Annotated in this window: 12 protein-coding genes; 2 read left to right on the forward strand and 10 right to left on the reverse strand. The window is 57.7% G+C overall.

Annotated elements, in window-relative coordinates:
• Positions 1 to 37: 37 nt before the first annotated feature.
• The 10 genes from HDG34_RS24420 to HDG34_RS24465 all read right to left on the reverse strand — a co-directional run bounded on the left by HDG34_RS24420 (position 38) and on the right by HDG34_RS24465 (position 11,180).
• Positions 38 to 1,375, reverse strand: a complete 1,338-nt coding sequence (locus HDG34_RS24420; RefSeq protein ID WP_184062809.1) for an MFS transporter — start codon at positions 1,373 to 1,375, stop codon at positions 38 to 40.
• A gap of 31 nt (positions 1,376 to 1,406) precedes the next feature.
• Entirely contained in the window at positions 1,407 to 3,002 is a 1,596-nt protein-coding gene (locus tag HDG34_RS24425; RefSeq protein WP_260321310.1) for an FAD-dependent oxidoreductase, read from the reverse strand.
• A 20-nt stretch (positions 3,003 to 3,022) separates the two neighbouring features.
• Positions 3,023 to 4,087: an aromatic ring-hydroxylating dioxygenase subunit alpha gene (locus tag HDG34_RS24430; protein ID WP_260321311.1), complete on the reverse strand. Its 1,065-nt coding sequence runs from the start codon at positions 4,085 to 4,087 to the stop codon at positions 3,023 to 3,025.
• 237 nt (positions 4,088 to 4,324) lie between these two features.
• The gene (locus HDG34_RS24435; protein ID WP_184062811.1) at positions 4,325 to 5,170 is read right to left on the reverse strand and encodes an amidohydrolase; all 846 of its coding nucleotides are present in this window, start codon (positions 5,168 to 5,170) and stop codon (positions 4,325 to 4,327) included.
• A gap of 44 nt (positions 5,171 to 5,214) precedes the next feature.
• Positions 5,215 to 6,318 (reverse strand): zinc-binding dehydrogenase, encoded by a 1,104-nt coding sequence (locus HDG34_RS24440; protein WP_184062813.1) that lies wholly within the window; start codon positions 6,316 to 6,318, stop codon positions 5,215 to 5,217.
• A 27-nt stretch (positions 6,319 to 6,345) separates the two neighbouring features.
• On the reverse strand, positions 6,346 to 7,140 hold the full coding sequence (locus HDG34_RS24445) for an amidohydrolase (protein WP_184062815.1): 795 nt from the start codon (positions 7,138 to 7,140) through the stop codon (positions 6,346 to 6,348).
• A gap of 7 nt (positions 7,141 to 7,147) precedes the next feature.
• On the reverse strand, positions 7,148 to 8,401 hold the full coding sequence (locus HDG34_RS24450; RefSeq protein WP_184062817.1) for a Rieske 2Fe-2S domain-containing protein: 1,254 nt from the start codon (positions 8,399 to 8,401) through the stop codon (positions 7,148 to 7,150).
• 64 nt (positions 8,402 to 8,465) lie between these two features.
• Positions 8,466 to 8,771, reverse strand: coding sequence for a hypothetical protein (locus HDG34_RS24455; protein WP_184062819.1), 306 nt, complete (start codon positions 8,769 to 8,771; stop codon positions 8,466 to 8,468).
• Between the two features lie 9 nt (positions 8,772 to 8,780).
• Positions 8,781 to 9,965, reverse strand: a complete 1,185-nt coding sequence (locus HDG34_RS24460; RefSeq protein WP_184062821.1) for an acyl-CoA dehydrogenase family protein — start codon at positions 9,963 to 9,965, stop codon at positions 8,781 to 8,783.
• Between the two features lie 72 nt (positions 9,966 to 10,037).
• Positions 10,038 to 11,180 carry a glycosyl hydrolase gene (locus HDG34_RS24465; protein ID WP_184062823.1) on the reverse strand — a complete coding sequence of 381 codons (1,143 nt, stop codon included), beginning with the start codon at positions 11,178 to 11,180 and terminating at the stop codon, positions 10,038 to 10,040.
• A 199-nt stretch (positions 11,181 to 11,379) separates the two neighbouring features.
• Here HDG34_RS24465 and HDG34_RS24470 point away from each other — a divergent pair, with 199 nt between their 5' ends.
• Both HDG34_RS24470 and HDG34_RS24475 read left to right on the forward strand, forming a co-directional pair.
• Positions 11,380 to 12,336: a PDR/VanB family oxidoreductase gene (locus tag HDG34_RS24470; RefSeq protein ID WP_184062825.1), complete on the forward strand. Its 957-nt coding sequence runs from the start codon at positions 11,380 to 11,382 to the stop codon at positions 12,334 to 12,336.
• A 56-nt stretch (positions 12,337 to 12,392) separates the two neighbouring features.
• Positions 12,393 to 13,406, forward strand: coding sequence for an amidohydrolase family protein (locus HDG34_RS24475; RefSeq protein WP_027197812.1), 1,014 nt, complete (start codon positions 12,393 to 12,395; stop codon positions 13,404 to 13,406).
• Positions 13,407 to 13,424 lie beyond the last annotated feature (18 nt).

Raw genomic sequence — 13,424 nt, forward strand, 5'->3', positions numbered from 1 at the left:
AGGGACGTCAGAAATGACGCCCCGACGCGACGACGAGTTATTGCACAACTGGCCGACGCAATGCACCGCTGACACGGATCAGCAGAATCACTGCCAATGCCACGGAGACCACGTAGCAGATGACGAACGAGGCGCCAAGTGCATTCGCACCGTCGAAGAATTTAGCAACGAGCGCCACCACGGTAGGGCCGAGTGCCAACCCGACGAGATTCGTGATCAAGTAATAGAGGGCGGTGATCTTGCCCATCATGTTACCCGGCGTGAACTCGGCATTCGTTGCACCGCCTGCCACCGCGAACATCGCAAACATGAACATTTGGACGAAGTAGAGGACGATACCCGCGCTCATCGTATGGACGAGCGGGAAGCATGCCGTAACGACTGCGGCGATTGCCGTTGTGACTGCCGCTACCCGAACAGGCGCATCGACCATGCCGCGCTTGCGCAACCGGTCCGCGATTCCGCCGCAAATCAGGAGACCGAGTGGGGAAGCGAGCAGTGCAACGCCGCCTATCGCCTTACCGATTTCCGGACGGGCAACATGTAGCGTGCGAGCGATGATTTCCGGAAGCCATGCCATCTGGGAACCAATGGCAATACCGTATAGGCAAATCGCAGCCCAGAGTTGAACATACACGCCACGATTCTTCCAGACGAAGCACATGGTCTGCTTGTACGTCACATCGGAAATATCGGTCTGGAAACGACGGGGCGGCTCACGCAGCAGCCAAAGCAGAATCGCGAACGGAACCCCAATGATGCCCGGCACCAGCAGTACAAAGTGCCAGGGCTTCATGCCGCCGACGACAGGTAGTGTATCGAATGCGCCTGCAGAAGCTGCCTTCAACAGGACGGCACCGAGAGCCATGGACAAACCAGTACCCAACATCGGACCGATATTGTAGATACCGAAAGCAATACTGCGACGATGCGGCGGAAATGCGTCACGAATCATCGACTGCGATCCGGGTGCTAGCGCCGATTCACCAACACCGAGACCAACACGTGTGAAGAACAACTGGAGATAGGTCGTACTCAGACCACAAAGCATCTGAACCACCGACCATGCCATGATCGCGCCGCCGAGGAGCGTCTTCCGTTGGTATTTGTCGACCAGAATGCCCATCGGAATACTGAGCATGCTATACAGCAACATAAAGGAAAGGCCAAGCAACAAACTGACCTGAAGATCGGAAATTCCGAGGTCTTCCTTAATCGGTCCGACAACGAGAGCAAGCGCGCCCCGATCGATAAACGAGATGACGTAGGTGGACGTCAAAACGATAAGCATCCACCATGCACCTTTGGTCGTCTTTGAATCTTCCACGTTGTCGGCGGGGGCCAACTTCGTTTGTACATCTGCGATCTCACTCACTACGGTGTCTCCTTGCTAATTATCCGTACAACTATTTAGCGCCCTTCTCCCGCCCACTATCGGCGAGTGCGGTCTTTGCCGCCGTCACGCCAGATACGATGAACTCGGCGATATCGCCCATCGAGTTGTAATACGGTCCCCATAGCGATCCGCATTCTCCGATTGCATAAAGACCGGAAATCGGCTTGTTCTGATGATCGAGAACACGCTGACCTGCGTCGTGTTTCGGACCGCCGTGCGTGTTCAAATAGGTCGGGAGCATTGGCCCGATCGCGTAGTACGGGCCTTCATCGTTGAGCGGCACGAGGAACGTTTCGCGCCCGCAATCGCGATCAAGGTTGTTGCGGCACTGATCGTTGTAACGCTCAACCGTCTCGCGAAGTGCGGCCGGATCGAGGCGGCCGGCCTTGCACACACCCTGGATCTCCGGCCACTGGCACTTCAACGCCAGTTCTTCAAGCGTATCGGCCTTGATGACGAGGCCTTCTTCGATTTCCTTGAGGTTGTCTTGCGACCATGGCGGCACACGCGAATTCAGCGTCGTCATTGCCGCACCGCCCGCACGCACCTTTTCATCGAAAATGTGGAATGCCGGCACGTTCGTGAATTCCGGGGTGCCCGGCGTCGTTGCCAACCAGGTATCGCGATTGGCCAATCCATGTTGGACAACCGACGTGTCCACCGTTTCGTTATGGAAGCGCTTCGCCTGGCGGTTGACCCACAACAGACTGCCGCCGTCCTTGAAGGCGCCGCTTTTATAGCCGAAGCCCGCGACCTTGTTCAGGTCGTAAGTCACATAGACGTAGCCTTCCTTCGTCTTGATGCCCATGTTCAGGGGGCCCGCTACGGCGTTCATGTGCCAGAGTTGCGCGCCAACCTCCTGCGCCATTCGAATGCCGTCGCCGGTCAGATTCGGGCTACCAAGGAAGTAGATCGGGCAAGCAGTCAGGAATTGTTTGCACATGGCGTCGTTCGCCTCGAAGCCGCCACTGGCCAACACGACTGCCTTGCGAGCACGCACCGCGATCGTCTTGCCGTCATGTTCGGCTTCAACACCGAGAATCCGTTTCGTGGCCGGGTGCTGAACCAACCTGGTGACGCGAGTGTTGCACTGGACGCGGCCACCCGCCTTCTCCGCTTGTGCGGAGATCGCATTCCAGAGGCCAGCTCCGCCCGGTGCGGCGACGACGCTCATACCTTTGATGCTTTCCCCGCCGGGAGCCCCCGGGAATTCGGGAAAAAATCCCGGTGCCGAGAACGGCTGCGGGTTGTCCTTGAGCGGCAATTCGAGTTTGTGCTGCCAGGCGGGTATGTTCTTGAGGCTCGACACGAAATGGCGAAGAACGCTTTCATCAGTTTGGCCTCCACACAGCCAATTCAGATATTTGAACGACTCTTCTTCGTCGACAGAGGTCATGATCAGACCGCCCGCGACGCAGACCGAGTTGCCGCCGCCCTGCGCACCCTTTTCGAGAATGAGCACGTCGGCGCCCTGCTCAGCAGCTTCAAGCGCAAACACCGCGCCGGCGCCGCCGTAGCCGACAACAACCATATCGGCCTGGTCATCCCATCGGGGCTCGGTCCAATTCAATTCCATTTTCGTTATTCCTCGTGTCTCAGAAAACATACCAGCGCGGTTCGATCTACCTAGGCTGCGGGGGCAGCAGCGGCTCGCTCAGCCTCTTCCGCCGAGCGAAGACCGTTGTAGATTTCGTTGTAACGCAGCACCGGTTGATCCATCACCAACATGATCATCTTGCGCCCCGGCGTTTTCGAGATCGTTGCCTGCTGCGTCTCGATGATTGCCTTGTCTTCAGCGAATGCGGCTTCGGCGATCGCGAAAGCGTGATCTGCCAGATCGGCATGCTCGTGATCAGGACCGAAGTTGTAGAAGAACATCGATTCCGTATCGTTGATCGGCGTGATCATCTGGCATGTGCAACGGCGGAAGATCGGCTCTTCTGTGGGCCTGCCATCGACGAGACGATCCTGAACGCCCGGGGCGTACGAATGGATCTTGAGGATGAAGACGCCCGGCACGAGGAACGTGCTGACGACGTTGTCGTCGGAAGGGATTTCACCGAAGTATGGATTCGACTGACGTCCCAGGTGCCAGCGGTCAGCAACGACGCCACGCTCGACCGTATCGATGCCGCGCTTTGCTTCACCATCTTTCTGAATCTTGAGCGACACTTTGTTGTTGGCACCGAACGTCGCTTCGTGAACATACGGTGCGTGCGAAAGGTCGAGCAAGTTGTCAGCGACAATTTCCGCGTTCCCCTTCCATACCTTCTTCGAGCATTTCATCGCGAAGACAGCGCTGTCCGGACCTTCGATCGGCGGAATCAGCGCGGGATCAGCCTTTGCAGCGTCACCCATCCAAACCCATGCAGCACCATGTTTTTCTTCGATCGGGTAGCTACGAACGCAGACCTTCGACGAGATACGATCGGTGCCCGGGATTTCGGTGCAGCGTCCGTCGGCGGAGAATTTCAGACCATGGTACATACAGCGCAGTTCATCACCCTCCTTACGGCCGACCGACAGCGGAACCAGGCGGTGCGGACACAGATCTTCGAGTGCTACGAGCGTGCCGTCTTCCTTGCGGTAGAGCGCCAGTGCCTCGTTCATCACCGTGAACGGGACGATATCAGTAGCCGAAAACTCGCTCGACCATCCAACCATATACCAGCAGTTCCGGAGGAATTTCATTGTCAGTCTCCTGAGAAAGGAATCGAGAACGGATAAATCGGAACAAGGTGCGACACAATAGACCTGCCAGTTTGCGCATGCGACCTCTGTGACTCAACCGGACTGGCATCCTAAATAGTATTCAATTCAGTATTCATGGCATCTTATCGCGTTGCTTCGCGCGACATGACTCGGGATAACCCTGAAATGCGCGTAAACGGCGTTCCAGTCAGAACGCCGTTTATGTTTGCAACTTCATTAGCTGAAGTAGACGCGCTCAGCCGTCGTATGCAGCACCTTGCGCTGATCTTCAGCCGACAGGGTGGAGACGGAGTCCTTCGCCAGCTGGACCATGTCCTTGTAGTCGCCCTTCGATTGAGCGATGTCGGAACCCCACATCACACGATCGGCACCGAACGAGCGCACCACACGCTCGACAACCGGCGCGGACGGCAGCTCGAGCGCTTTCAACTTGCCGAGGTTGATCATGGAATAAAGCAAGAAGACGTTCGGACTGTCGACGAATTTCAGCAGTGCTTCATCCACGCCGTAATCCGGTCCCGGGCCCTCGCCGACAATATTTGAAAAGTGGTCAAGAATAACCGGCGTATCAGGGAACTCCGTCACCACGTCTTGAAGCGCTTCGAGTGCTGCCAAACGATTCCAGCGGTAGAAGTGCAGACGCACGCTGCCGCCGAGATCCGTCACTGCTGCCCATGCACGACGCGCTTGCGTCGAAGCGAACCAACTGCTGTCTGCACCTTTCTTCGGTTCCGTCAGACGGATGCCGACCGAGCCGCGCTCGCCGACCCAGTATTTCACCGTTTCTTCGACGTTCGGTGCCAGTGCGTCGAGCATGCACAGCGAACGCAGACGGTCCGGATATTTCTGTGCGGAATCCACGACGTAGTCGTTGTGGAAGCCGTAGAGGTGCGCGCGTTGGACCGCGAGCGCCTTATCGATACCGAATGTGCCGAGCAAGTCGATCAAGCGCTCAGCCGTTACCGGATTGTCGAATGCGTTTTCTTCCAGAACGCCGCTCAGCGGCGACGGCGGATATTTCTCGCGGTCGGTCGAAATAAGGTGTGCGTGGCTGTCAATCATGACGTTACCTCTATTAAATTCAATTTAACCAATGATCTGCGGCATTATTTCCACGGGTCCACGCACACGTGGATCGCACCTTGAATGCCCCGACCTGCGGTGGCCAGAATTGCGTCGTGCACCTGCGACAGGCCGAACGTGTGCGAGCACACTTCATCGATCGGATAGCGGCCTGAGCCTACATAGCGCAGTGCCAATTCGACCGCTGCGTAGCTACGGCCACGCGGTGCACGAACCGTCAGATAGCGCTTCTTGATCTCGCCGATCGGTACGTGCTGCTCCAGGCCGTTCAGGCTCAGATAGGCGCCTTTTGCCGCCAGTGCGATCGACTGCTTGACGATCTCGCCCTTGGGGTCGCCGGTCGTATCAACCACGACGTCCACGCCCCGACCCTTGGTGATACGCATCACTTCGGCTTCGAGCTCTTGCGTTTCGACGTTGACTGCATAGTCGGCGCCCAGGCGCAGCGACAGATCGAGACGACTTTGATCGCGCGTCATGCCGGCCAGAATCACCGTATATGAGCCTGCGGCCTTTGCCGCCAGCACGCAGCCCAAGCCCTGCTGGCCCGGTCCCCAGACGAGTACGACCTTACCGGGACCTGCGCCGCCGTCGAGACACGCCCACTGCACGCCGTTACCGAACGGCACTGCCAGTGTTGCGTGCGTTGCCGGCATGTTTTGCGGAATTTTATGCAACACCGTGTTGAGCGGCAGATGCATATACTGTGCGTAGCCACCCCACAAATGCGGTGCCTTGTTGGCGGTGGACATGCCGAACCGATCGGTATTCAGGCGATCCTTCACATTGAAGAAATCGACGTCCATACACAGACGGAAATCTCCCTTCATGCACCATTCGCAGTGCCAGCACGGGAGATATTCGTGCAGAGCAACGCGATCGCCGGGCTTCACGCCCCAACGCTTGGCCGCGACTTCACCGACTTCTTCGATGGTCCCGACGTTTTCGTGGCCCATGATGACCGGAACGTGGCCGGCCTTGCGGTAGAGCTCGGGATCGCTGCCACCTACGCCACTCGCTTCGATGTGCAGAATTCCGGTTTCAGGCTTGACAGTCGGATAATCGAATTCACGAATTTCCGTGGTTTCGACATCCGTCTTAACTGCTGCCAGTACCTTCTTCGTCATGTGTTTGTCTCCTGCTCGTTTTCGATCTCAGAGTTTCCCAAATACGCGAAGTGCGTTACCACCGAAGATCGCGTTGAGATCCTCATCAGGTAATCCATTGAGTGCAATACGGGTGAGATCCAATGCATTCCCGTAGCCCTCGCGAGAACTCACGACTGGGAAATCGGAACCCCACATCAGGCGATTCGCGCCGAATGCGGCTACCGCCTCGTGGACAAGCGGCGACGCCGCGTCCCCGAAGGGACGGCCCAGATGCCACGTTTTCGGGTCGCGAGGCATCAATTCGCCGAGCCCCGGAACCTTGAGCATGACATTCGGAAAGGCGGCGAGCTTGAACACCTGGCGACGAATAGCTAACTGCTCATCTGTCGTGACGGGCATGCTGGTGCCACCCAGATGTTCGAGGACGATGGTCGTCCCTGCCAACCTCGCAACCAGTTCGATAAACCCCGGCGCGTTGAATGCTTCCGCCGACCCCACGCAACTGACGGGTAATCCAGTTTCCTGGACTGCACGCCATGCTTCCGGAAGACGACCATCCGGAAGACACGAGGAGGGGCGAAGCCGAATACCCGACACGCCACCGGCTGCGAGGTTTTCGATCGTCATTGCAACGTCCGGGGCTTCGACATCAACCCAAGCCACGCTCGACAGACGGCCCGGATATCGCTTGACGCAGTCTTGCTGATATCGGTTATCCGTCTGTCCGATCATCTGAGTGAGAATGGCCATATCAACGCCATACTCATTCATTTGGTCGATCAACGTCTCGACAGGCTCATACCAATGAGGCGAAACATGCGCGTGACTATCGACGATCATGTGGACCTCAGGCCTTCAGAGCGACTTCCGGATTGAGGGGTACTTCTTCTTTCCACGTACGGTCGTTCGGGAAAATCACCGTCGAAGCGTGAATCTCATTCCACGGAATCGTGGTCGTCAACACGCTCGGCAATTCGCCGCTTTCCGAGTAAGCACGAGCCGCACGGATCATCTGACGACGCCATGCAACGACCGCGACATCCGATGTGCCGAGGTGTTCCTTCGTGCGGTCGAGGATGCGGCCCTGAGTTTCACTGACTGCGTGGTCCTGCGTCAGGATGCCCTTGATGCCCGACATCGACGTCGTCTTCATGGCCTCGCGATCCTGCTTGTACCAGTTGTCGATGTTGAGCTCCTTGCGGAAGTTTTCATCGAGCCAGTGACCGCCTTCCTGAATACGATATTCGATATCGACAGGCTGCGTTTCGTCGAAGAACCACTGGATATGCCACGTCGATTCGTCATCGCGCGGAACAAATGCATTTGCCATGCGACGGTTCTTGCGCACGCCGAATCCATCGGGCGGAATCAGCGTGAAAAACGGCAGGATCACTTGCGTGACGCGGGCGTGCAACTTGCCTTCTTCACGGAAATTGCGCACGCCTGCATAGCGCAGGCCGTAGTGCGTGTACTCGACTTCGATCTTCGGACGCAGATCGCGTTCGTGTTCGTACTTGGCCGGCGCTGCCCACGGTTGTTCACGGTGCAGGACGCCTGCGTGTGCGGAGTCGATCGTGCCCTCGACGGCTTGGGCGTAGTTGCAGTCTTCGAGTACCTTGAACGCAACAACCTTTTCCGCCGGGTACGATAGGAAATCGAAGTCGGGGAATTGGGGAACCTTCGCGGGATCGCCCATGTACGTCCAGATCACGCCAGCGACTTCTCGAGTCGGATACGCCACTGCCTTGATACGCGAGCACAGCTTCGAATCTTCCGGCTCCGTCGGAGTGTCCATGCACCGACCATCGACGGCGAACTTCCAACCGTGATACAGACAACGCAGGCCGCCGTCCGAGTTGTCGCCCAGCGCGAGCGACGCACGACGGTGCGGGCACTGTTCTTCGAGCAGGCCAACCTTGCCGTCGCTATCGCGGAACGCCACAAGGTCTTCGCCCAACAGACGCACCCGCACGGGCTTGCCGCCCGGCTCGCTGATTTCGGACGCCAGCATCATCGGAATCCAGAATTGGCGGATCATGTCGCCGTTCGGCGTGCCTTTACCAACCTGGGTCAGAACGTCGTTATCTTCGCGGGAAAGCATGGTTTGCTCCTAGATTTTGTTTATCTGTGAATATGCGCGGGAGATAAATGCGCTCCCACTAGCGTTAAACGAGTTCGACGGCCTTCAGCAATCGATCACGCGCGTCTACGGTGTTGCTGTCGTTGCCAATGAAATCGTGCGCTTCGACAATCAGGTTGCGCAGAGCAGCAAGGTTCTGCACTTCCCGCACATTCGAGCCCTGCCGTGCAGCAGCGACGATATCGTTATCGAGCAGCCGCCAGACTTCATCGAGCTCGGATTCGCGGTAAATCATGTGCTCGAACGTACTCGACTTCTCCACGCGCCCGATCAGTTCACGCAGCGTTTGCGGTGAGTAATCTTCGATCGAGTGAATATCATCCACGTTCATGGCTCATCCTTATTTCTTGGGACCTGGACCGAACTGCGAAGGTGGGAGGCCGAGCGCATGGCGACCAAATGCCGTCAGCGCCGAATCCCACGTGAAAGCAAAGTGCTGGGCGGCGGAATTGACGTCGCGCCAGATACGTTGGAGCTCCGAAGCGTTGTAAATGCTGGTGCCGCCGGCAGCTTCGAAGACACTGTTGGCGGCGCGACGAGCGGTTTGAGCGGAATACGCCCAGTCGCGCGGTATACGTGACCATTCGAGCGCCGTCAGTGACTCTGCACTTTCTGCCGTATCGACGCGGCGCGTGTCTTCGAGAATCAATGCGTAGGCCGCGTCGAGATCTGCCGTCGCGTGTGCCAGGCGTTCGATCGTAGCCGACTGTTCCGCCATTTGAGCGGCCGGCATTGCCTGAAGACGCGGCGCCAAACCCTCAGCGAACGAACGGAGTGCTGCGCGTGCCATGCCCAGCGGCGCGCCGATGAGCGAGAACGGCGTGACGTTCTGGAAAGGCATCCGGTAGATCGGGGCACGCATTGCGTCAGCGCCTTCGACGTTGCCCGTCATCATGTCTTTGACCGACACCGAACGATGTTTCGGGATGAACGCTTCCGCGACCTTGATCGTGCGGCTACCGGTGCCACGCAGGCCAGCCGTGTGCCAGTCATCGACAATTTCGATATCCGAACGCGGGATCACGAAAAAGCGCGGTTCAGGCGGCCCATCGGAACGCTGCACGGCGTTTCCGATGATGACCCATTGCACGTGGTCGATACCCGAACAGAAGCGACCGTCGCCGTTCACGAGTTTGTAGCCGCCGTCGACTTCGGTAATCGTGCCGCCCAAGCGGAACACGGTTGCCGTCAATACGTGGCCTTTGCCAAGCACGTCTTGCTGTGCTTGCAACGGGAACAGATTCAACATCCAGCTATGACCCGCCAGAACGCCGAAAACCCAACCCGTCGAGCCACAGGCCGATGCGATTTCTGCCGTAACTTCGACGAGCGTAGTGAAACCTAGTTCGGAACCGCCAAACGTCTTCGGTGTGATGATGTTGAAAAGACCCGTTTCGCGCAGTGCATCGATCGTTTCTTTGGGCACCACGCGGTCGCTTTCGGTCTGTTTGACGCGTGAACGAATCGCGTCATGCAAACCACGGGCAATATCGAGGGCTTCCTCGCGGCTGTTAATACGGCTCAAGACATTCTCCTGGGAGGACTTGGTGCGCCGGAACGTGGCCGGCGTGCAGAATGGTTTTTGCTTAGATATCGCTCAGTGTTCGTTGCGACCATAACGATCTTCGACGGTCATACGTTCCTTGGCGTCGAGGAACCAGCGATAGTGACCGCCCTTCGAGATCGGCGGAACGTCTTCGGAGACGACGTACCAGCTTTCGCCGTCGTTTTCCGTCGCATAGATTTCGCCCGTTGCCGTACCGGCGATGAGCATGATCTTGTCATCCCACCGGTACATACCCATACCCTCGATGTTGCCGATAATTTCCTCGGGCAGACCGTCACGCATATGTTTCCAGGTAACACCACCATCGGTGCTCTTGAGAACAGTTGCGTTCGCCGACTTACGGGCGCCCCAATCGCGCGGTGCGTTACCCGGTCCACCGAGATACAAAACGTTCTCGTTGCGCGGGTCGATAAACATGGCGTCGGGATAACCGATAAGGTCTTGACGCGTCATCAGGTGAACCCAGGTCTCGCCAGCGTCTGCGCTGTAGTGCAGGCCTTCGCCGCCGCACATGAAGATCTGTTTCGGATTCGACGGGCGGATCACCACGCGGTGGTTGTCGTGGTAGAACTTGTCGTTTTCCGATTCGTACGACCGCGGCTCGTTCCACGTCTTGCCGTCGTCGGTAGTCTTGAGAAGCGCGCCCTGTTCAATACAGACATAAAGCGTTTCGGGTTCGGCCGGGTGAAACGAAATATTCTTGACGTGTGCGATATGCGGGGGCGGCGGGAACGTCCACCTGTCCTGGTCCGGCACCGTCATCATTTCGGGAATTTCGACCCACGAAGCACCCAGATCGTCGCTGCGATAAAGCGCGGACGGCTCAGTGCCCAGGAACAGGACGGTCTTCCCGTCGCGCTCCTGCTGCGCCATCGTATAAATATGCGTGCTCTTCAGGCCATTGTTGGCTGGTTCCCACGTCAGGCCCAAGTCCTTCGAGACCACGAGACTGCCTTGGCCGTGTGCGCCCGCGAACAACAGGCCCGCACCCGGAACATAGAGCAACGCGCTCACGTGGCGATCTTCCAGCGTCGTGCGCGTGAGATCCCACGGGGCACTGGCGTCTTCACGCTCGAATACGAGCATGCCGCGAATCGTAGCAACCAGTAGCGTCGTTGCCGCGCCATCACCGTGCGTAACGGTTCCACCGTTGGTGGTCAAAACTGCAATCATTTCTCCTCCCTAGGGAATACCCCATGTGATGTCGCCTGTCTTTGACTTTTTCCCGCTCAGACGAAATAATATGCAAAAAAGAATTACGCGTCAAACGGTTGGCAAGAAACTTTCAATGATTGGTGACTGAGGAAGCGTGATGTGTGATGCCTGCCCCCCATTCGCAGGGTTCCGCGCGTTCTATGATTTTGGAGGTGAGATGACTGAACTTAATGAAGTGATGACTCTGCGCTTGACGGCGAGTCAATATTTAGCGCGCAACACGCTGGCTCTGACCTTTGAAGACCCCGAGGGCGAGCGTCTGCCCGCCGCTGACGCGGGTTCGCACGTCGCACTGATCCTGCCGAACGGATTGACGCGTCAGTACTCCCTCCTTGAGTCCAGCAATAGCCTGACGCAGCGTTCGTACGTGATTGGCGTCAAACTCGACCCGCGGTCGCGTGGTGGCTCCCGCTACATCCACGAAACGATGCGTGTCGGCGACCTCGTGCAGGTCGAAACCCCGCGCAACAACTTCCCCCTCGACGAAGACGCTAAGCACACGATTCTGGTTGCCGGTGGTATCGGGATCACGCCTATTCTGTGTATGGCGCGTCGCCTGAAGGAAATCGGAAAGTCGCCGCGTATCTATTATTCGTGCCGAGACCGGGTTGACGTCGCCTACGCTGAAGAATTGAAGACGTTCGAAGGTTCGCTCGTTCACGTCGACGCAGAAGTCGGCACGTTTCTGAATATCGAAGACGTGGTGAAGCGGGAGCCGGCGTCGGCCCATTTCTATTGCTGCGGCCCCGGCCCGATGCTCGAAGCATTCGAAAAGGCTTGCTCGACTTTGCCCCCTGAACAAGTCCACGTCGAGTACTTCAGTGCCAAACACGAAGCCGCACTCGATGGCAACTACGTCGTTGAACTGCGTAAGAGCGGCAAGACGCTCACCGTCCCTCAAGGCAAGACGATTCTCAACGTCGTGCGCGAAGCCGGTGTACCGATCTCATACTCGTGCGAAGAAGGCGTATGCGGTGCATGTGAAGTCCGCGTGCTGGAAGGTGAGCCGGATCACCGCGACGCCATTCTGTCGGAGCCCGAAAAGGCTTCGAACAAGACGATGATTATCTGCTGTTCTGGCTGCAAGGGCGATCGTCTCGTCCTCGATCTGTAACAAACACCCGTGTGCCTACGGGCACCCACCATCACGTTAATCAAGGAGACACGTAAGTGATTATTGATTGCCACGGTCACGTCAGCGCACCCGCAGAATTGTGGGTCTACAAGGCACACATTCTGTCGCATCGGGGCGAACACGGTCGCAAGATGCCGGAGGTGACCGACGAGGAAATCCTGCACTACGCCAACAAGAAGGAAATGGCGCCGGTTGGCCACCTCGACATGCTCGACCGCGTCGGCACGAACGTCCAGCTGATGTCGCCGCGTCCGTTCCAGATGATGCACAGCCAGAAGCCGGGCAAGCTCGTGCACTGGTTCACGGAAGAAACCAACAACATCATCTCGCGCACTGTCAAGCTGCTGCCGAAGCGTTTCATCGGAGTCGGCGGCCTGCCGCAAGTGTCGGGCGACCCGATCGAGGTCGTGCTGCCGGAACTGGAGCGCTGCGTCAAGGAACTGGGCTTCAAGGGCGTACTGCTGAATCCCGACCCATTCGAAAACAGCGGCGTCGAAGCCCCCGGTCTCGGTGATCGTTACTGGTACCCGCTGTACGAGAAACTGTGCGAACTCGACGTACCGGCGCACATCCACGCTACTGGCTCGCAGTCGGCTCGTTCGCCGTACACCGTTCACTTCATTAACGAAGAAACGATCGCGGTGTTCAACCTCGTCAATTCGAACGTCTTCAAGGACTTTCCGAATCTGAAGATCATGGTGTCGCACGGCGGCGGTTCGATCCCCTACCAGATCGGCCGTTTCCAGTCGGGCGCCTCGCGTGCCGGCCGCAACTTCCTCGAGGGCATGCGAAATCTGTACTACGACACCGTGCTCTACTCCGAAGAATCGCTGCGTCTACTGATCAAGACGGTTGGCGCTGACCGCTGCATGTTCGGCGCTGAGTGCCCGGGCGTGGGTTCGGCTATCAACCCGGACACCGGCCGCACTTTCGACGACATCAAGCCGTATATCGAAAGCTTCGACTGGCTGTCGAAAGCAGAGAAGGATGCAATCTTCTTCGGGAACGCTCGCGACTTCTTTAAGCTCAACCTCGCGGATTACGAATAATCCCGACGCCCACAGGAC

Origin of the sequence: Paraburkholderia sp. HC6.4b (assembly GCF_014200875.1) — a bacterium.
Taxonomy (GTDB): Bacteria; Pseudomonadota; Gammaproteobacteria; order Burkholderiales; family Burkholderiaceae; genus Paraburkholderia; species Paraburkholderia tuberum.